Origin of the sequence: Pseudomonas sessilinigenes (assembly GCF_003850565.1) — a bacterium.
Classification (GTDB): Bacteria; Pseudomonadota; Gammaproteobacteria; order Pseudomonadales; family Pseudomonadaceae; genus Aquipseudomonas; species Aquipseudomonas sessilinigenes.
On record NZ_CP027706.1, the window covers coordinates 966,694 to 986,567 of the forward strand.

The following is a 19,874-nucleotide window of genomic DNA, read 5'->3' on the forward strand; positions in this document are numbered from 1 at the left end:
TCAGGCGGCATTCTTGAGTTTCGGGTCCAGCGCATCGCGCAGGCCGTCGCCCATCAGGTTGATTGCCAGCACGCTGAGCAAAATGGTCAGGCCGGGCAGGCTCACTACCCACCAGGCGCGTTCGATGTAGTCGCGGGCCGAGGCCAGCATGGTGCCCCACTCAGGGGTAGGCGGCTGGACGCCGAGGCCGAGGAAGCCCAAGGCGGCGGCGTCGAGGATCGCCGAAGAGAAGCTCAAGGTGGCCTGGACGATCAGCGGTGCCATGCAGTTGGGCAGCACGGTGATGAACATCAGGCGCGGCAGGCCGGCACCGGCCAGGCGCGCGGCGGTCACGTAGTCGCGGTTGAGTTCGCCCATCACCGCGGCGCGGGTCAGGCGCACGTAGGACGGCAGCGAGACCACAGCAATGGCGATCACGGTGTTGATCAGGCCTGGGCCGAGGATGGCGACGATGGCCACGGCCAGCAGCAGCGAAGGCAGGGCCAGCATGATGTCCATCAGGCGCATGATGCTTGGGCCCAGCAGGCGCGGGAAGAAGCCGGCGAACAGGCCCAGCAGGATCCCCGGGATCAGCGACATCACCACCGACGACAGGCCGATCAGCAGCGACAGGCGCGACCCCTGGATCAGGCGCGAGAGCAGGTCGCGGCCCAGCTCGTCGGTGCCCAGCAGGAACTGCAACTGCCCGCCTTCGAGCCAGGCCGGTGGGGTCAGCAGGAAGTCGCGGTATTGCTCGCTGGGGTCATGGGGGGCCACCCAGGGTGCGAAGATCGCGCAGAACACGATCAGCAGCATGAACATCAGGCCGGCGACGGCGCCCTTGTTGTGGGAGAAGTGCTGCCAGAATTCTTTGTAGACGGACGGATAGAGCAGGCTTTGATCGACTGCTACCGAGGAAGTTGGAGTACTCATGTGTCTTGGCCTCAGCGCTGATGACGGATGCGTGGGTTGGCAAAGCCGTAGAGGATGTCCACCACGAAGTTGACCATGATCACCAGGCAGGCGATCAACAGGATGCCGTTCTGCACCACGGGATAGTCCCGGGCGCCGATGGCTTCGATCAGCCATTTACCGATGCCGGGCCAGGAAAAGATGGTTTCGGTCAGGACCGCACCGGCCAGCAGGGTGCCGACTTGCAGGCCGACCACGGTCAGTACCGGGATCAGCGCGTTGCGCAGGCCATGGACGAAGACCACCCGGTTGGGCGACAGGCCCTTGGCCTTGGCGGTACGGATGTAGTCCTCGCGCAGCACTTCGAGCATCGAGGAGCGGGTCATCCGCGCGATCACCGCCAGGGGAATGGTACCCAGCACGATAGAAGGCAGGATCAGGTGCTTCAGTGCGTCGAAGAAGGCACTGGTGTCGCCGGCCAGCAGGGTGTCGACCAGCATGAAGCCGGTCTTGGGCTCGATGTCGTAGAGCAGGTCGATACGTCCGGAAACCGGGGTCCAGCCCAGGCTCACCGAGAAGAACATGATCAGGATCAGGCCCCACCAGAAGATCGGCATCGAGTAGCCGGCGAGGGAAATCCCCATCACCCCGTGGTCGAACAGCGAGCCGCGCCTGAGGGCGGCGATGACTCCGGCCAGCAGGCCGATGACACCGGCGAACAGCAGGGCGGACATGGCCAGCTCCAGGGTCGCGGGGAACAGCGAGGAGAACTCGCTCCATACGCTGGTACGGGTACGCAGGGATTCGCCCAGGTCACCGTGGGCCAGCTTGCCGATGTAGTCCAGGTACTGGGCGTACAGCGGTTTGTTCAATCCAAGGCGTTCCATTGCCTGGGCATGCATCTCGGGGTCGACCCGACGTTCGCCCATCATGACTTCCACGGGATCGCCGGGGATCATGCGTATCAAGGCGAATGTCAGCAAGGTGATGCCGAAAAATGTGGGGATCAGCAACCCCACACGGCGGGCAATAAAACTAAACATCTTCTGAAGTACCTCAGTCAGCCGGTTAGGCGTTTCCGCCGCCCCTGGGTCAGGGACGGCGGGCGTTTCTTATTACTTCACCTGGGTGGTAGCGAAGTTATTGGTGGTCAGGGGGCTCTGGTGATACCCCTCGACGTTCTTGCGCATGGCGGTGAACATTTTCGGATAGGCCATGGGGATCCAGGGTTGATCCTGCTCAAAGACCAGCAGGGCCTTTTCATAGAGTTCGGCGCGCTTGGCCGAGTCGGCGTCGGAGCGAGCCTGGTCGATCAGGTCCTGGAAGGTCTTGTTGCACCAGCGGGCATAGTTTTCGCCGTTTTTCGCCGCGTCACAACTCAGGTTCGGCGTCAGGAAGTTATCCGGGTCACCGTTATCCCCGGCCCAGCCGGCCGAGACCATGTCGTGCTCGCCGTTCTTGGCGCGCTTGAGCATCTCGCCCCATTCCATCACGCGAATATCCAGTTTCAGGCCGATCTTGGCCAGGTCGGCCTGCATCATCTGGGCCCCGAGCAGCGGGTTGGGGTTGGTCGGGCCGCCGCCGTTGCGGGTGAACAGGGTGATCACGGTGCCTTCGGGCACGCCGGCTTCCTTGAGCAGGGCGCGGGCCTTGTCCAGGTCCCGTGGCGGGTTCTTCAGGCTGGTGTTGAAGCCCAGCAGGGTCGGTGGGTACGGGCCGGTGCCGACCAGGGCGTTGCCCGGGCCATAGAGGCTGTTGACGTAGGCTTCCTTGTCGAAGGCGATATTGATCGCCTTGCGTACCCGCACGTCGCTCATGTACTTGCGGGTGGTGTTCATGGCGATGTAGCCGGTGGTCATGGCCGCCAGCTCATGCACCTGCAGGTTCGGGTCGGCCTTGATGCTGGGGATGTCATCGGGCTTGGGATACAGGGCGACCTGGCACTCGTTGGCCTTGAGCTTCTGCAGGCGCACGTTGTTGTCGGTGGTGATCGCCAGGATCAGTGTTTCGGCTGGAGGCTTGCCGCGGAAGTAGTCCGGGTTGGCCTTGAAGCGCACCTGGGCGTCCTTGGCATAGCGGGTGAAGATGAATGGGCCGGTGCCGATCGGCTTGCTGTTGAGCTCAGAGGTCTTGCCTTCCTTGAGCAGCTTGTCGGCGTATTCGGCCGGGAAGATCGAGGAGAAGGCCATGGCCACGTCGGCCAGGAACGGAGCTTCGCGGCGGGTCAGTGTGAAGACCACGGTGTGGTCGTCGACTTTCTCTACACTCTTGAGCAGTTCCTTGAAGCCCATGCTTTCGAAATAGGGGAAACCCACGCTGGACTTGTCATGCCAGGGGTGTTTCGGGTCCAACTGGCGCTGGAAACTCCAGAGCACGTCGTCGGCGTTCAGGTCGCGGGTCGGGGTGAAGTAGTCGGTGCTGTGGAACTTGACGCCCTTGCGCAGGTGGAAGGTGTATTGCAAGCCGTCTGGGCTGATGTCCCAGGATTCGGCCAGGGCTGGCTCGATGTCCGTGGTCCCCGGCTTGAAGTCCACCAGCCGGTTGAAAATGGTTTCCGCCACTGCGTCGGCAGTGACCGCGGTCGTGTATTGGACCATATCGAAACCTTCCGGGCTGGCTTCGGTACAGACCACCAAGGGTTTGGCCGCGGCGCTTATGGCGACGCTCAACAATGCGGCACTCAAGGCCGCTTTCATGGGAAGCATTTTCATCATGGACCCCCTGCAAAGGAATGAACCAGAGTAGCTTGAACGGCGGATTCGTCATGAACCCGCCCTTCAACTGGCGGGTTAGAGAATGTTGAACGGAACCGTGGTCACCAGGCGGAACTCGTTGATGTTGCCATCGGCCTGGTACTTGCTCGCGCGGTGGGTGGTGTAGGTCGCGCGGATCGCGGTGGCCTTGAGCGGGCCGCTCTGCACGGCATAGCTGGCGCCGATGCCGTATTCGTAGTGGGTTTCGCCGTCCATCTTGTTCACGTCGTAGGCGGTACCACGGTAGTGGGTACCGTCGATGCCCCAGCCGCGGGCCTGGTAGATGTTGAACTTGAGGCCGGGCACGCCGTACTCGGCCATGTTCAGGCCGTAGGCGATCTGGAACGACTTCTCGTTCGGTCCGTTGAAGTCCGAGAGCAGGGAGTTGGCCAGGTAGATGCCGTTGGTTTCGTGCAGGTAGTCGAAGTACTCGTTACCGTTCACCGCCTGGTAGGAGAAGGTCAGGCTGTGGGCCTGGTGGGCCAGGCCCATGGACAGGGAGTAGGTATCGTTGTCGATCTCGCCCATCTCTTTCTTGCCGGTATCGACGGTCTTGTAGTAGTTCAGGCCGGTGGTCAGGGCCAGTACCGAGCTGTCACCCAGTTCGTGGGTGGCGCCGAAGTAGTACTGGTTCCAGAAGTCTTCCACCTTGGAGGCGTAGAGGCTGGTCTTCAGGCTCTTGAGTGGCTGGTAGTTGGCGCCGATCAGACTGACGCGGTCGGTCTCGGCGTTGTTGTTGGTGTATTCGGAGCGGAATTTCGACAGGCTCTGCTCGGTCCGTGGCGATACCCGGTCATAGCTACCGGCGTCGAACGACAGGTTGTTGAATTCCTCACTGTGGATGCTGGCCCCTTCGAAGCTCGAAGGCAGTGGACGGTTGCCGATGACGTCGACGATCGGCGTGCTGACGTTCTGCCGGCCGACGGTCAGGGTGGTGTTGGATACGCGGAACTTGACGTTGGCCAGGCCCAGCTTGCTCCACTGGCCTACGGCGTCACCGTCGGAGTGGGTCAGGGTACGGTTGTTCTTGCCGGCGATGTCCTTGCGGTCACGGTCCAGAGCAATGGCGTTGTAGGCGGCGACTTCGGTGCTGACCCCAACGGTGCCTTCGGTGAAGCCGGAGGTGTAGTTGAGGATGGTGCCCTGGACCCAGTTGATACGGCGTGGGGTCGAGGTCGGCTGGCCGTTGTGGTTGTAGGAGAAGCGGTCGTTGCGACGCTTCAACTCGTTGGCGTACCAGTTACGGGTGCTCCCGGACAGGCTCTGGCCTTCGATGAACCCCTTGGACTCAGCCTGGGCATTCTTGCTGTTCAGTTCAGTCGGGACGAAGTCCTGGCTGACGTTTTCTGCATAGGCCGTAGCAGTGATGCTGCTGATGGCCAGGGCTAACAACGCGCTGTTGCTCAGTTTCATGGGTGACGCTCCTTTGTTTTATTTTTTACATACCGGTTTTTTTCGGCCGGCTGGTTTTTGGAACTCATTCAAGGCATCGCAAACGTTTGCATTCGGTTCGTTCGCCGAATTCAGGCAATACGCCTGCATGAGGACGAAAATCGTCCTCGCGGTTCTAGGCTCGTCGGTTATGGGGTCAGGCTGACACCGGAGAAGGAATTGCGTCCAAAGGGGCTGACCTTGAAGTCTTCGACTTTCGCGCTCAGCGGTTGGTTGATCGTCGAATGGGCCACCGGGGTGATCGGCACTTGCTGCTTGAGCAATTGCTGGGCCTGCTTGTACAGCACGCTGCGTTGTTCACGATCGGTGACGATCTTGGCTTGCTTGATCAGCTTGTCGTACTGCGGGTCGCACCACATGGAGTAGTTGTTGCCGCCAATGGCGTCGCAGCTATACAGAGTGCCCAGCCAGTTGTCGGGGTCACCGTTGTCGCCGGTCCAGCCGATCAGGCTGATGTCGTGCTCACCGTTCTTGGTGCGCTTGATGTACTCGCCCCATTCGTAGCTGACGATCTTCACCTTCAGGCCGATCTTCGCCCAGTCCGCTTGCAGCATTTCAGCCATCAGCTTGGCATTGGGGTTGTAGGGGCGCTGCACGGGCATGGCCCAGAGGTTGATTTCAGTGCCTTCCTTGACGCCGGCGGCCTTGAGCAGTTCGCGGGCCTTTTCCGGGTTGTAGGCGGCGTCCTTGATGCTGTCGTCGTAGGACCACTGGGTGGGGGGCATGGCGTTGACCGCCAGTTGCCCGGCGCCCTGGTACACGGCGTTGAGGATGGCCGGTTTGTTCACCGCCATGTCCAGCGCCTGGCGTACTTCGAGGCGATCGAAGGGCTTGTGCTGCACGTTGTAGGCGATGTAGCCGAGGTTGAACCCGGGCTTTTCGATCACCTGCAGTTTCGGATCGTTCTTCAAGGCCTCGATATCCGCAGGGCGCGGATGCAGGGTGATCTGGCATTCGCCGGCGCGCAGCTTCTGCACGCGTACCGAGGCATCGGTGTTGATGGCGAAGATCAGCCGATCGAGCTTGACCCGGCTCGGGTCCCAATAATGTGGGTTGGCGGCGTAGCGGATCTGCGAATCTTTCTGGTAACGCTGGAACACGAAGGGCCCGGTGCCGATGGGCTTCTGGTTGATCTGGCTGGGCGTGCCGGCCTTGAGCAGTTGCTCGGCGTATTCGGCGGAGAGGATCGCGGCGAAGCTCATGGCCAGGTTCTGGATGAACGCTGCATCCACGGTGTTGAGGGTCATGACCACGGTCAGTGGGTCGGTTTTCTCGACCTTGGCGATGTTCTTGTTCAGGCTCATGCCGTTGAAGTAGGGGAACTCGGTCGGGTAGGCCTTACGGAACGGGTGTTCGGCGTCGAGCATGCGGTTGAAGGTAAACAGCACGTCGTCGGCATTGAAGTCACGGGTTGGCTTGAAGTACGAGGTGCTGTGGAACTTCACGCCCTCGCGCAGGTGGAAGCTGTACTTGAGGCCATCCTCGGAGATGTCCCAGCGGGTGGCCAGGGCGGGCAAGACGTTGGTCGCGCCTCTCTCGAATTCCACCAGGCGGTTGTACAGCGGCTCGGCGGCATCGTTGTCGGTGGCGGTGGTGTATTGCGCGGTATCGAAGCCGGCCGGGCTGCCTTCGGAGCAGAACACCAGGCTGCGCTCGGCAGCGACGCTTGAAGCGGTGGCAGCCAACAGGCCGCAGCCCAGCAAAGCCGGGAGAATCGAGGAGTGACGCATGATGATCCATCTCCATTTTTTGTTGTGATGATCAATGGGCCATGGCTCCTTCCTGGAGCCTGTATAGGCCATTGATGCCAAACCATGTCAGCTATTGCCCGCTGGCAGGCACGGTCTTGCCTCGCGTCGAGGTTCGAGGGCGAAAACGAGGGCCGTGGTCGGCTCCATGCCTGCAGCTTTGTTCGAATCGCCTTGGAGTTCACTGGGCTGGGTGTCGATTGACACCTTTCCCTGGTCCGGGTTGGATTCTTTCAATGGGCCAGTCCAGCCATGGCGACGTCAGGGACGTCGCCATGGCTGCGCTTTATTTGGCGATGCTCACGCCGTAGAAAGCGTTCAGACCGAACGGGCTGATCTTGAAGTCCTGCACGTTGGCGCGCATGGGTTGGAACACCGTCGAGTGTGCGATCGGTGTCATCGGGACTGCATCTTTGAGGATATGTTGCGCCTGCTTGTACAGCTCGGTGCGCTTGGCCACGTCCGAGGTGGCCCGGGCTTGCTTGATCAGTGCGTCGTATGGCTTGTCGCACCACTTGGAGAAGTTGTTGCCGTTCATGGCATCGCAGCCGAACAGGGTGCCCAGCCAGTTATCCGGGTCACCATTGTCGCCGCTCCAACCGATGATCATCGCCTGGTTCTCACCGCCTTTGGAGCGCTTGATGTACTCACCCCACTCGAAGCTGACGATGTTCACCTTCAGGCCGATCTTCGCCCAGTCGGACTGCAGCATCTCGGCCATCAGCTTGGCGTTCGGGTTGTATGGACGCTGGACCGGCATGGCCCACAGGGTGATCTGGGTGCCTTCCTTGATGCCGGCTTCCTTGAGGAGCTGGCGGGCCTTCTCAGGATCGTACTTGGCATCCTTGATGGTGGTGTCGTAGGACCACTGGGTCGGCGGCATGGCGTTGACTGCCAGTTGGCCGGCGCCCTGGTAGACCGAGTCGATGATCTGCGGCTTGTTCACTGCCATGTCCAGCGCCTGGCGGACCCGCAGGTCGGCCAGCGGGTTGGCATCGGTGCGGTCCTTGAGGACCGGCATCACGTTGTAGGCGACGTAGCCCAGGTTGAAGCCTGCCTGTTCAGGCATCTTCAGGTCCTTGTCTTCCTTGAGGGCCTTGAGGTCGGCCGGACGTGGGGAAAGGGTGACCTGGCACTCGTTCTTCTTCAGCTTCTGGATGCGCACCGACGGGTCGGTGGTGATGGCGAAGATCAGGTTGTCGATCTTCACGTCTTCAGGCCGCCAGTAGTCCTTGTTGCCGGTGTAGCGAATGTTGGAGTCTTTCTGATAGCTCTTGAAGACGAACGGACCGGTGCCGACCGGCTTCTGGTTGATGTCGCTGGTCTTGCCTTCCTTGAGCAGCTTGTCGGCGTACTCGGCGGACTGGATGGAGGCGAAGCTCATGGCCAGGTTCTGGATGAACGCGGCATCAACCGACTTGAGGATGAACTTGACGGTCTTGTCGTCGATCTTCTCGATCTTGGTGATGTTGGTATCCATCCCCATGTCGGTGAAGTACGGGAATTCGGTTGGGTACGCCTTACGGAACGGCATGTTCTTGTCGATCATGCGGTTGAAGGTGAACAGCACGTCGTCGGCGTTGAAGTTGCGAGTGGGAGTGAAGTACGGCGTGGTGTGGAACTTGACGCCTTCGCGCAGGTGGAAGGTGTAGGTCAGGCCGTCTTCCGAGATGTCCCAGCTGGTGGCCAGGCCTGGGACGACCTTGGTGCCGCCACGTTCGAACTGGCTCAGGCGGTTGAAGATGGTTTCCGCAGAGGCGTCGAAGTCGGTTCCGGTGGTGTATTGGCCCGGGTCGAAACCGGCAGGGCTGCCTTCGGAGCAAAACACCAGGTTAGTCGCGGCCTGGGCGAAGGGGGCGCTGGCCAGCAGACCGGCGCTGACTAAAAACGGAATGACTGCTTGTTTGAACATGGTGGCCTCATGATTTGTTGTCATTGTTTGTGTTGAGGGCGACCTTGTGAGTCGACCCGCCGATACTTATGCAGGCCCCATACCCAATGCAAGGTGCGGGGCCGACACAAGCCTCAAAGAGTGGTACGAACGTACAGGAATGACGCATTTGTATAAAACTTGACGCATTTGACCGTTTGCGCCGGTTCTTTATGGTGCATTTGCTGCCTTTTTAGCGTGCAGCCAGGGGCGGTTACGCCTCGTATTGGTGCGTTGTCCAGGCGGATGCCGAGCTGTTTCTGCCCGAGCTGGCGGGGCTGGCCGGCCAGATGGCGATGACGGGGAATACGGGTGGCGCGGGGGCGCGGAGAGTCGAAAGACGGGCCTGTTGCCTGCCAGGACTGGTGCTGGAAAATCTTACACATGCAAACCTCTTTTTTTCTTTTTCTAGGGCGCATCTGAGGATTGGCCTTGTGGGCCGTGGTCACTCGCCTTTCTATCTCGATGGGGATGGATGGAGCCCCACGGACCCTATGCGGCGATGGCGAGTACTTGTTGTGTTCTTGATCGACGACTCGCTGGTGCGGAAATTAAGTCATGCTGAAATTGTGGTCAACGAAAATTAAGCATGACTAACATTTCTATCGTGTGAAGGTTTGCCCAGGATGTTCGGCAAGCCCTTGTATGTAGGGATCAGGAGGCCGGGCGGTCGTCGAAAAGGCCCATGGTGGTAATGGTCAGGACTTCTGCCGGACCGTCGCCGACGTTGGCCAGGCAGTGGGTCTTGGTGGCGTCGAAGTGCACCGAGTCGCCAGGGCCCAGGGGGTATTGGCGACCTTCGATGGTGTAGACGATTTGTCCCGAAAGAACGTAAGAAAATTCTGAGCCGTCGTGGGAAATCAATTCCGATTGGTAGCCCACCGAGATGTTCATCTTCACGGCGTTGATCAGGTTGCCGGGAAAGGAACTGGAGAGTCGTTCGTAGGCCAGGGGCTGGCCCTCAATGGTATAGCGCACTCGCTCGCCATCATGGGAGTCGGGCTGGGCCTGGCTCGGTTGGTCGAACAGGGCATTGAGTGGCACGTTCAACGACTTGGCGATGTTGACCAGGGAAGAGATGGATACGCCTGTCAGATTACGCTCTGCCTGGGATAGGAAACTGGCTGTCAGACCGGATTCACTAGCAATCTGGCGCAGGGTTTTCTTGGCGGCGCGGCGATAGCGACGCAGGCGTTCGCCGATGCGGTCAGCGGTCATTGAGGAGACTCTTATAGGAAAAAAGCAATTTACCTGTCAGGCGTCAGTAATACCTGACAGGCGCAATACTAAGGTTCGACACTTTAACATCCCGAACTCGCCAAACTCATGGGCAGCAAGGTGAATTCTCCTGAGCTGGCTTGAAACAGTCTGTAACGAAAAACGGCGGTAACCTCGCTTTGGAGGTTACCGCCGTTTGCAGGAAGGCCGGAAGCGTTTTACTGCATCAGCACTTCGATGGCGCCGTCGGCGGTCATGTTGACCTTGCTGGTACCGGCCTCGACTTGCGGGGTGACGGAGGAGGACGCATCTGCGCTGGCAGCCTTCATCATCATGGGACCACGCATGTAGGGCTGCGGATAACCATCGGCGTTGAGATTCAGGCTGACGATCTTGTAGCCCTTGCCGCCCAAGGCTTCGGTTGCCAGTTGTGCCCGAGCCTTGAACGCCTGCACGGCATCCTTGAGCAGGGCATCCTCGCTGGCCTTGCGGGTCGCGGGGGCGATGGCGAAGTCCATGCCGTCCATCTTCAGGTCGGTCAGCAACTCGCCGGTGAGCTTGGACAGGGCGGCGAAGTCGGCGCTTTCCAGGCGCAGTTCGGCACGCTCGCGCCAGCCGGTGATCTTCTGGCCCTTGCTGTCGTAGATCGGATAGCTGTTGCGGCTGCCCTGGCTCAGGGTGATGCCCTTGACTTGGCGTGCCTGTTCCAGGGCCTTGTTCATGGTGGTGCTGATTTCTGCTGCCAGCTTGGCCGGATCGGCGTTCTGCGACTCGCTGTAGAGGGTCACGATCATCAGGTCGCGGGCCACTTCCTGGCTGGCCTCGGCGCGCAGGGAAACCTGGTTGTAGTGCAGCTCATCGGCGGCCTGCGCTGGAAGGCTGGCGAGGGAGGCGACGCCGAGGGCGAGAAGGGCGAGGTTGCGACTGAAAGGCTGCATGGGATCTCCTTGAGTACGGTTCGCAAGCCAAAGGTTCGCGCTTGCGTTGAGCGATAAGACTCTAGCTTTTACTCCCAGTTGCACCCATTACAACTTTGATACACCTTGGCCTCCCTTATCCCGGGACTTCTGCTTGTAGCTGAAAGCTTGCCACTTGCCGCTGCTTTTTCCTGTGGCGCTTTGCCGCAGTTTTGCCTGTGTCGGGGGCGGCATGGTTATACTCCCGCCGATTATCCTGGAGCGCTCATCAGGAGAGCTCATGCTCGCCCCCGTAAAATTGCTGTCTGCGACCCGCCAGAACCTCTGGCGCCTGACCTTCATCCGCACCCTGGTTCTGGCCGCTCAGGCCGGTTCGGTGGGGCTTGCCTATTGGCTCGAACTGCTGCCGCTGCCCTGGCTGCAACTGGGGATTACCCTGGTCTTCTCCATGGTGCTGTGCGCCTTTACGGCCATCCGCCTGCGCACCTCCTGGCCGGTGACGGAACTGGAATATGCCCTGCAGCTGGCCTGTGACCTGTTTATCCACAGCGTGCTGCTGTATTTCTCCGGTGGCTCCACCAACCCCTTCGTGTCCTATTACCTGGTGCCCCTGACGATCGCTGCGGTGACCTTGCCCTGGCGTTACTCCGTGGCGCTCTCGGGGATCGCCCTGGCCCTCTATACCTTGTTGCTGGCCTGGTTCTACCCGTTGCAGACCTTGCCCATCGCCCGGGAAAACCTGCAGGTCTACGGCATGTGGCTGAGCTTTGCCCTGGCTGCGGCGGTAATCACTTTCTTCGCGGCGCGGATGGCCGAGGAGTTGCGGCGCCAGGAAGAACTACGGGCGATCCGCCGCGAGGAGGGCCTGCGTGACCAGCAATTGCTGGCCGTGGCTACCCAGGCCGCCGGCGCCGCCCATGAGTTGGGCACGCCCCTGGCGACCATGAGCGTGCTGCTCAAGGAGATGCGCCAGGACCATCCCGATCCGCTGCTGCAGGACGACCTCAGCGTGCTCCAGGACCAGGTGAAGCTGTGCAAGGAAACCTTGCAACAACTGGTGCGCGCCGCCGAGGCCAACCGGCGGATGGCGGTAGAGATGCAGGATGTGACCCAGTGGCTCGACGAGGCCCTGAACCGCTGGCACCTGATGCGCCCGGAAGCCAGCTATCGCTTCCATTTGCTGGGGCAGGGTGAAATGCCGCGCCTGGCGCCGCCACCGGACCTGACCCAGGCCCTGCTCAACCTGCTCAACAATGCTGCCGATGCCTGCCCGGAGGGCCTGGAGGTGCGCCTGGACTGGGATGCCGAAGACCTGACCATCAGTATTCGCGATCACGGTGCTGGAGTACCCTTGGCTATCGCCGAGCAGATTGGCAAACCGTTTTTTACCACCAAGGGCAAAGGCTTCGGCCTGGGCCTGTTCTTGAGCAAGGCCAGCGTGACCCGCGCCGGTGGCTCAGTAAAACTCTACAGTCATGAGGAAGGCGGTACGCTCACCGAGCTGCGCCTGCCCCGTGCCGCCCGAGGAGACGACCATGAGTGAAGAGATCCAAGTCGAAGGTGAAGAACTGCCGCATCTGTTGCTGGTGGATGACGACGCTACCTTTACCCGAGTGATGGCCCGTGCCATGAGCCGTCGTGGCTTTCGCGTCAGCACCGCAGGTTCCGCCGAGGAGGGCCTGGCCCTGGCCCAGCAGGACTTGCCGGACTATGCCGCGCTGGACCTGAAGATGGATGGCGATTCCGGACTGGTTCTGCTGCCCAAGCTGCTGGAGCTGGACCCGGAGATGCGGGTACTGATCCTCACCGGTTATTCGAGCATCGCCACCGCCGTGGAGGCCATCAAGCGCGGTGCCTGCAACTACCTGTGCAAGCCGGCGGACGCCGATGACGTGCTGGCTGCGCTGCTGTCCGAGCATGCCGACCTGGATAGCCTGGTGCCGGAAAACCCGATGTCGGTGGACCGCCTGCAATGGGAGCATATCCAGCGGGTCCTGACCGAGCATGAAGGCAACATCTCCGCCACTGCCCGAGCCCTGGGCATGCATCGCCGCACCTTGCAGCGCAAATTGCAGAAGCGTCCGGTTCGTCGCTGATACGCGATTGAATCCCTCTCTTCTCGACAGGAAAAAGCGAGCCGTTCGACTATGATCGGCTCAACGCTTCTTCGCTTCCCAATAGAGCCTCGATAATGAATCAGAACGCTGAATACTCCGCGGTCAACGATGTTGTGCGCGGGCAATTCTTCCGTCGGGTGTGGGCCATGATCACGCCTTACTGGCGCAGCGAAGAGAAGGGCAAGGCCTGGCTGCTGTTGGCCGCGGTGATCGGCCTGTCGTTGTTCAGTGTGGCGATCTCGGTGTGGATCAACAGCTGGTACAAGGATTTCTACAACGCTTTGCAGAAGAAGGACGAAGCGGCGTTCTGGCATCTGATCCTGTATTTCTGCGGCATCGCCGCAGTGGCGATCCTGGGCGCGGTGTACCGCCTGTACCTGACCCAGATGCTGACCATCCGCTGGCGGGCCTGGCTCACCGAGAAGCACTTCGTCCGTTGGCTGGGCAGCAAGAACTATTACCAGCTGGAGCAGGGCGGTTACACCGACAACCCCGACCAGCGGATCTCCGAAGACCTCAACAGCTTCACCACCAACACCCTGGCGCTGGGCCTGGGGCTGATCCGCAACCTGGTCAGCCTGGTGTCCTTCTCCATCATTCTCTGGGGCGTGTCCGGCAGCATCGAGGTGCTGGGCTATACCATTCCCGGCTACATGTTCTGGTGCGCCCTGGTGTATGCCCTGGTCGGCAGTTGGCTGACCCATCTGATCGGGCGGCGCTTGATCGGGCTGAACAACCAGCAGCAACGTTTCGAGGCCGACCTGCGTTTCTCCATGGTACGGGTCCGGGAGAACGCCGAGAGCATTGCCTTGTATGACGGCGAGAAGAACGAGAACCAACGCCTGAGCGGTCGTTTCAGCAAGGTCTGGCACAACTTCTGGGACATCATGAGGGTGTCCAAGCGCCTGACGTTCTTTACCGCCGGTTATGGCCAGATCGCGATCATCTTTCCGTTCATCGTGGCTGCTCCCCGTTACTTCTCCGGCAAGATCGAGCTGGGCGAGCTGATGCAGATCAACTCGGCTTTTGGCAACGTCCAGGAGAACTTCAGCTGGTTCATCACGGCCTATTCGGACCTGGCCGCCTGGCGCGCTACCTGCGACCGTCTGCTGAGCTTTCGCCAGGCCATGAGCGATAACGAGGAGCGTCCGGCAGCCATCGACGTACAGGCCGAAGGTGAGCAGTTGCAGGTGCGTGACCTGGGCCTGGACCTGGCCGATGGCCGGCATTTGCTGGCCGGCGCACAGTTGACCGTGAACCCCGGCGAGCGCCTGATGCTCAGTGGCCGCTCCGGCAGTGGCAAGAGCACCTTGCTGCGCGCCATGGGCCGGCTATGGCCCACAGGTCATGGCAATATCCGCCTGCCGAACCAGCGTTCCCTGTTTCTGCCGCAGAAGCCCTACTTGCCTATCGGTAGCCTACGCGACGCCTTGAGTTATCCACAGTCGGGCGACAGCTATCCCCAGGAGCGCTACGACCAGGTACTGCAGACCTGCCGCTTGCCGCACCTGGTGGCACGCCTGGACGAGCGCAATCACTGGCAGCGCATGCTGTCGCCGGGGGAACAGCAACGCCTGGCCTTTGCCCGTGCCCTGCTTTATGCACCGCAGTGGTTGTACATGGACGAGGCTACTTCAGCGATGGACGAGGAAGACGAAGCCACGTTGTACCAGGCGTTGATCGATCAACTGCCGGGATTGAGCATCGTCAGTGTCGGGCACCGCAGTAGCCTCAAGCACTTCCATCCACGGCATATCCGCATCGACCAGGGGCATCTGGTCGAGCAGGCACAGAACGCCTGACCTGCGGTTACATGGACAAAGACCCGCCACGGCAGTATTGCCGGGCGGGTCTTTTTTTGGGGATGAGTCAGGCGTTCTTCAGGATCGAGCGGTCGACCCTTACCGCCAGTTGACCCTTGCCCGGCTTGGCGTTGAAGGCGACGTTGCCGCGCTCATCGACGCTGGCACGGGCGATGGGGGTGCCATTGAGCAGTAGCTCCAGTGGCGCGTCCTTGAGGGACTGGCCGGAGGCCAGTTGCAGGTTCAGAGTGATAGCCATGGTGATTTCCTTATCAAGCGTTGCGGTCGATGAAGCGAGTGGCGTTCTTGTCGATGGAGCCGATCAGCTCCGGTGAGCCGCCACGGAACTGGCGGAAGACATTACGCCCGCTGGCCGCACTGTTGGTGATGCCGGCCGGGATGGCCAGGGTCGGCTGGAAGCTGTCGCCGAGCTCGACATAGCTAGACCAGGGACCGATGTAGGACTCGTTGAGGCCGTTGGTTTCGCTGACGGCATAGCGCACCGCATGCCCGGGCAGCCAGTTGGGCTCGCTGGGAGCATGGCTCTGCCAGCCGTCGGCGAGGATCGAAGGTACGGCGCTTGGCGTATCCAGGTAGCCTGCCGGTTTGTTCGGGCTGTAGTTCTTGAGCAGCAGGTAGGTGCTCCAGCCCCACCAGTTGTCGATGGTCTTGCTGTCATTGAGGTTATTGACGTCGCTGCGGCGCAGGACCTCACTGCCCTTGGTCACGAACAGCGGCGAGAAGTTGCCGGTCTTGGCGGCATTCAGGTCCGGCGCCACTTTCAACGCAGCGTAACTCGCCGGGGCCGGCAGGCTGCCGCTCAGGTAACTGGCGAAGATTTCGTCCGCCGAGCGTTGTACCGCGAGCTTCACCTGTTGGCGATTGCGGTGGTCGACGCTATCGAAGTAGCGCTTGTCGCCATAGGAATGCCAGCGATCGCCCTGGCCATTGCTGACATTGAGGCCGAACTTGCTGTCTTCATCGTGCATGAATCGGGTGATCAGCGAGCCCAGGTCGCTGGGCGTGACCACTGCGGCCACCTGTTTGCGCGGTACGCGCACATGGCCGGCGGAGAACAGGTCGGTCAGGAAGTGGTCGGCGAAGGCGTTCATCGCATAGGCCAGCTCCAGCTGCTTGTCGTCCGCGCTCTTGCCTGCCAATACCGCTTGTTGCAGCGCGGCGGTATGGCCGGCGATATAGGCCGCCAGGGCCCACTCGCCAAAGTGGTCGGCGTTGTTGGCTGCAAGCTTGAGATAGCGGCCCAGGGGGAACAGGGCGGAAACGGCGCTGCCGCCACCGGTGATCCTGTTCCACTCTTCGGACAAGGTATCGCCCAGGGCGTCATAGGCTTCGTGGGGCTGCTTGCCATCACGGATGGCCTGGTTGGCGGCGACGATTTCCTTTTGCATCACGGCCAGGATTTGCCGGGCCTCGTCCTTGGCGCCAGGGAGTACCGCCAGGGAGTTGAAGGCGGCGCTGAAGCGCTGTACCCGATCCACCGGCGTCGCACCATCGCAGATCGGCTGGTCGGGAATGCCATAGAAGTCACCGCCCAGGGCGATCACCTGGCCGTAGGTCAGGGCCAGGCCATTGGGCAGGTGCAGCTCGACCTGCCAGGCCGGGACGGGGGCGGCATCCTTTACGAAGCGCAGCAGTGTGCTGTCGCCAATCGCGGTGTGCTCACCGCCTTCGAAGCGCAACTGGGGGGCGTTGCCGAGCGGTTTCTGCGGGTTGTGGGGCAGGTGTTCCGGACGATGGTACTTGATGGTGTGGTGACCGTCGGCGACCAGTACCAGGGCATCGCCGTCGCCAGTGATGGCGATGCCTTGTTCGCTGAACAGGCGATCCAGATCGGCGACGATCTTGCCTGCATGTTGAGGTTGTTGCTGCGTCTGTGCAGAGAGTCCTGACATTTCTAGCTCCTTGATATGTCATTGGATATTCATATTTAACTGTATGTATATACAGTTGTTTTGAGGATAAACGAAAACCATTTCCCGTCAAGGCAGGAATGATCTGGCCGGCGGTTTTTCTTCGTGGCACGCAGATGCCGTTGATCGGGGGGTGTTCCCCCGGGGGATTGGATTATCATTAGCGCCCTAACGACAGGCTCAAGGTTCCCTGCGCATGCTGGCTATTTTTCTCGAAACGCTGACGATCACGGCGCCGGTCTTTGCCATGCTGTTCCTTGGCCTGATGCTCAAGCGCGTGGGCTGGATCAATGACAACTTCATCCATACCGCCTCGGCCCTGGTGTTCAACGTCACCATGCCGGCGCTGTTGTTTCTGGGCATCGTGCACGCCGACCTGCATTCGTCGCTCAAGCCTGGGGTGCTGGTCTATTTCTCGGTAGCGACCCTGGCGTGTTTCGCCCTGGCCTGGCTCTGGGCGATCTGGCGTTGTCCGCGGGAGGATCGCGGCATCTATACCCAGGGCGCCTTTCGCGGCAACAACGCGATCATCGGCCTGGCCCTGGCGGCCAGCATGTATGGCAGCTACGGCATTTCCCTGGGGGCGGTGCTGGCGGCGCTGGTGATCCTTTTCTACAACACCCTGTCGACCATCGTCCTGGCCGTGTACAGCCCGGTGATCAAGTCCGACCCCTGGAGCATCTTCAAGAACGTGATCAGCAACCCGCTGATCGTCAGCGTGCTGGTGGCCGGGCCATTCGCCTATTGGCAGATCGGCCTGCCTGGCTGGCTTGAGACTTCAGGGCAGTACCTGGCGCAGATGACCCTGCCGCTGGCGCTGATCTGCATCGGCGGCACCCTGTCCATGGCGGCCTTGCGCAACAGTGGGCGGATGGCCGTCAGTTCCAGCCTGATGAAGATGATCAGCTTGCCGACACTGGCGACTTTCGGTGCCTGGTTGTGCGGCTTTCGTGGTGCCGAGCTGGGGATCCTGTTCCTGTACTTCGCCAGCCCCACCGCGGCGGCGAGCTTCGTCATGGCCCGGGCGGCCAATGGCAACCATGAACTGGCAGCGGCGATCATCGTCATCACTACGGTGATGGCGGCGGTGACCACCAATATCGGGATTTTCCTGTTGCAGTGGGGCGGCTGGATCTAAGGTGGCTCGCCGGCCAGGTGGCCGGCGAGGAGTTGTCACTGGTCTTGCTGGTAGGCGTCTATCACTTCCTGGGCGGCGCGAAATGCATCGACGGCCGCTGGCACTCCGGCATACACCGCGCAGTGCAGCAGCGCTTCGCGAATCTCTTCGACCGTGCAGCCGTTGTTCAGCGCGCCGCGTACGTGGCCCTTGAGTTCTTGCGGGCACTTGAGGGCGGTCAGGGCCGCCAGGGTGATCAGGCTACGGGTCTTGAGCGGCAGGCCTTCGCGGTTCCACACCCCGCCCCAGGCATGTTCGTTGACGAAGTCCTGCAAGGGTTGGCTGAACTCAGTGGCGTTGCCCAGGGCACGGTCGACGAAGGCATCGCCCATTACCTGGCGACGCATCTTTAGACCGCTTTTATTGTTCTCGCTCATGGCGTTTCCTTCTTGTGTTGGCGGCGCCAGGCCCGTAGCGAACTGAACAGCAGGAACGCCACCAGCGCCGGCAGGATGAAAAACAGCATCAGGCGTTCCAGCTTGCCCGCCAGGGGCATGCCGGTCGTGAAGGACATCACGTGCAGCCCATAGGCCAGGTACAGGCCAAGAAACAGCAAGCCTTCGGCGCGGGTCACGCGATAGCCGGAATAAAACACCGGCAGGCACAACAGGGCCACGCCAAGCAGTACCGGCAGGTCGAAGTCCAGGGCGTTGGGTGAGACCGAGAGCGGCGTGGGGGCTACCAGCGCGGTGAAGCCCAGGACGCCCAGCAGGTTGAATAGATTGCTGCCGATCACGTTGCCCACGGCGATATCGCGCTGGCCCCGCAGGGCAGCAAGCAACGAGGTGGCCAGTTGGGGTAGCGAAGCACTGATGGCGATCACGGTCAGGCCCATGACCCGTTCCGACAGGCCCAGGTCGTCGGCCACGGTCACGGCGGCGCCCAGCAGCAAGTGCCCGGCAAATACCAGCAGGCCCAGGCCGAGGAGGATCAGCAGCAGGCTACTGAACCATGGCGCGGCCTTGCGGCGGCCGCTGGGTTCGGGGGCGTGCAGGCGTGTGGAGTGACGTGACTGGCGCAGCAACAGGCCCAGGTACAGCACCAGGGCTGCCAGCAGTACAGCGCCGTCGAGGGGCGTGAGGTGTTCGCTGTAGGCGAGGGCGAATACCAGCAGGCTGGCGCCGATCATCAGTGGAATATCCAGGCGTACCAATTGCCGGGAAACCCGCAGCGGAATGATCAGTGCCGAGAGGCCCAGGGTCACCAGGATGTTGAAGATGCTGCTGCCGATCACGCTGCCTACGGCGATATCGGTGCTGCCGCCCAGCGTCGCTTGCAGGCTGATGGCCATTTGTGGGGCGCTGCTGCCGAAGGCCACGATGGTCAGGCCGATGAGCAGTGGGCGCACATGCAGGCGGGCCACCAGGCGCACGGCCGCGCGGACCAGCAGCTCGGCGCCGGCGATCAGCATCAGCAAACCGCTGATGAGCTGGATCAGGCTGAGCAGGGGCAGTTCGGCAAAGGCAGTGATGGCTAGGCTCCGGAAAGGTCAGTCGCTGAGGGCTTGGACGCGCACTTTGGCGGTGCCGCTCTGTAGCATGTCCAACTGCTGTGCTGCCGCGCGGGACACGTCGATCAGGCGTCCACGGGTATGCGGGCCCCGGTCGTTGATGCGCACCACGACACTTTTGTCGTTGGCCAGGTTGGTGACCTGCACCCGGGTGCCGAATGGCAATTGGCGGTGGGCGGCGGTCAGGCCGTGCTGGTCGAATGGCTCGCCACTGGCAGTGTGCTTGCCGTGATGGCGGGCGCCGTAATAGGAGGCGGTTCCGGTCTCGTCATAACCCCTGGGGTCGATGATGTGACGGTTGGCGCAACCGCTGAGCAGGACGAGCAGGGCGCAGGCGCCGAGCAGGTACTGCCTTAAAAATCGTAGGGGAGAAAAGCTGGCAGGCATCGATGGAAGAGGCGGGCTTGCCAGCGAAGACGGCGGTACGC

Annotated in this window: 17 protein-coding genes; 4 read left to right on the forward strand and 13 right to left on the reverse strand. The window is 61.3% G+C overall.

What is annotated here, in order from left to right; all coding sequences use genetic code 11:
- The 8 genes from C4K39_RS04340 to C4K39_RS04380 form a co-directional block, all read right to left on the reverse strand.
- A complete protein-coding gene (locus tag C4K39_RS04340) occupies nt 1-912 on the reverse strand; it encodes an ABC transporter permease subunit (RefSeq protein WP_068575747.1) in 912 nt (303 codons plus the stop codon).
- A gap of 11 nt (nt 913-923) precedes the next feature.
- Complete coding sequence (locus tag C4K39_RS04345; RefSeq protein ID WP_068575749.1) at nt 924-1,934, reverse strand: ABC transporter permease subunit; 1,011 nt, start codon at nt 1,932-1,934, stop codon at nt 924-926.
- 72 nt (nt 1,935-2,006) lie between these two features.
- On the reverse strand, nt 2,007-3,602 hold the full coding sequence (locus C4K39_RS04350; RefSeq protein ID WP_124345741.1) for an ABC transporter substrate-binding protein: 1,596 nt from the start codon (nt 3,600-3,602) through the stop codon (nt 2,007-2,009).
- A gap of 78 nt (nt 3,603-3,680) precedes the next feature.
- Nucleotides 3,681-5,057, reverse strand: coding sequence for an OprD family porin (locus C4K39_RS04355; RefSeq protein WP_068575752.1), 1,377 nt, complete (start codon nt 5,055-5,057; stop codon nt 3,681-3,683).
- A 167-nt stretch (nt 5,058-5,224) separates the two neighbouring features.
- A complete protein-coding gene (locus tag C4K39_RS04360; RefSeq protein ID WP_124345742.1) occupies nt 5,225-6,826 on the reverse strand; it encodes an ABC transporter substrate-binding protein in 1,602 nt (533 codons plus the stop codon).
- Nucleotides 6,827-7,130: 304 nt separating this feature from the next.
- The gene (locus C4K39_RS04365; RefSeq protein WP_068575754.1) at nt 7,131-8,756 is read right to left on the reverse strand and encodes an ABC transporter substrate-binding protein; all 1,626 of its coding nucleotides are present in this window, start codon (nt 8,754-8,756) and stop codon (nt 7,131-7,133) included.
- 672 nt (nt 8,757-9,428) lie between these two features.
- On the reverse strand, nt 9,429-9,992 hold the full coding sequence (locus tag C4K39_RS04375; RefSeq protein ID WP_068575755.1) for a helix-turn-helix domain-containing protein: 564 nt from the start codon (nt 9,990-9,992) through the stop codon (nt 9,429-9,431).
- A 218-nt stretch (nt 9,993-10,210) separates the two neighbouring features.
- Nucleotides 10,211-10,930, reverse strand: a complete 720-nt coding sequence (locus C4K39_RS04380) for an SIMPL domain-containing protein (protein WP_068575756.1) — start codon at nt 10,928-10,930, stop codon at nt 10,211-10,213.
- A gap of 259 nt (nt 10,931-11,189) precedes the next feature.
- On the opposite strand from C4K39_RS04380, the gene C4K39_RS04385 reads away from it, so the two are divergent.
- The 3 genes from C4K39_RS04385 to C4K39_RS04395 all read left to right on the forward strand — a co-directional run bounded on the left by C4K39_RS04385 (nt 11,190) and on the right by C4K39_RS04395 (nt 14,828).
- On the forward strand, nt 11,190-12,452 hold the full coding sequence (locus tag C4K39_RS04385; protein WP_068575758.1) for an ATP-binding protein: 1,263 nt from the start codon (nt 11,190-11,192) through the stop codon (nt 12,450-12,452).
- The gene (locus tag C4K39_RS04390; protein WP_068575759.1) at nt 12,445-13,005 is read left to right on the forward strand and encodes a response regulator transcription factor; all 561 of its coding nucleotides are present in this window, start codon (nt 12,445-12,447) and stop codon (nt 13,003-13,005) included. Before C4K39_RS04385 ends, C4K39_RS04390 begins: the two co-directional genes overlap by 8 nt.
- 95 nt (nt 13,006-13,100) lie before the next feature.
- The gene (locus C4K39_RS04395; protein ID WP_124345744.1) at nt 13,101-14,828 is read left to right on the forward strand and encodes an ABC transporter ATP-binding protein/permease; all 1,728 of its coding nucleotides are present in this window, start codon (nt 13,101-13,103) and stop codon (nt 14,826-14,828) included.
- A 67-nt stretch (nt 14,829-14,895) separates the two neighbouring features.
- On the opposite strand, the gene C4K39_RS04400 is transcribed toward C4K39_RS04395, so the two are convergent.
- The gene (locus tag C4K39_RS04400; protein WP_124345745.1) at nt 14,896-15,087 is read right to left on the reverse strand and encodes a hypothetical protein; all 192 of its coding nucleotides are present in this window, start codon (nt 15,085-15,087) and stop codon (nt 14,896-14,898) included.
- Nucleotides 15,088-15,100: 13 nt separating this feature from the next.
- Complete coding sequence (locus C4K39_RS04405) at nt 15,101-16,741, reverse strand: phospholipase (RefSeq protein ID WP_124345746.1); 1,641 nt, start codon at nt 16,739-16,741, stop codon at nt 15,101-15,103.
- A gap of 214 nt (nt 16,742-16,955) precedes the next feature.
- Between C4K39_RS04405 and C4K39_RS04410 the strand changes: the two genes are divergently transcribed.
- Nucleotides 16,956-17,897 (forward strand): AEC family transporter, encoded by a 942-nt coding sequence (locus C4K39_RS04410; RefSeq protein ID WP_068575765.1) that lies wholly within the window; start codon nt 16,956-16,958, stop codon nt 17,895-17,897.
- Between the two features lie 35 nt (nt 17,898-17,932).
- Here C4K39_RS04410 and C4K39_RS04415 read toward each other — a convergent pair whose 3' ends face one another.
- The 3 genes from C4K39_RS04415 to C4K39_RS04425 are packed head-to-tail and all read right to left on the reverse strand — an operon-like array spanning nt 17,933 to nt 19,833.
- Nucleotides 17,933-18,313, reverse strand: a complete 381-nt coding sequence (locus C4K39_RS04415; protein ID WP_124345747.1) for a carboxymuconolactone decarboxylase family protein — start codon at nt 18,311-18,313, stop codon at nt 17,933-17,935.
- Nucleotides 18,310-19,374: a calcium/sodium antiporter gene (locus C4K39_RS04420; RefSeq protein ID WP_124345748.1), complete on the reverse strand. Its 1,065-nt coding sequence runs from the start codon at nt 19,372-19,374 to the stop codon at nt 18,310-18,312. The genes C4K39_RS04415 and C4K39_RS04420 overlap by 4 nt, the downstream gene beginning before the upstream one ends.
- A gap of 51 nt (nt 19,375-19,425) precedes the next feature.
- Nucleotides 19,426-19,833, reverse strand: coding sequence for a septal ring lytic transglycosylase RlpA family protein (locus C4K39_RS04425; RefSeq protein ID WP_068575772.1), 408 nt, complete (start codon nt 19,831-19,833; stop codon nt 19,426-19,428).
- Nucleotides 19,834-19,874: the final 41 nt, after the last annotated feature.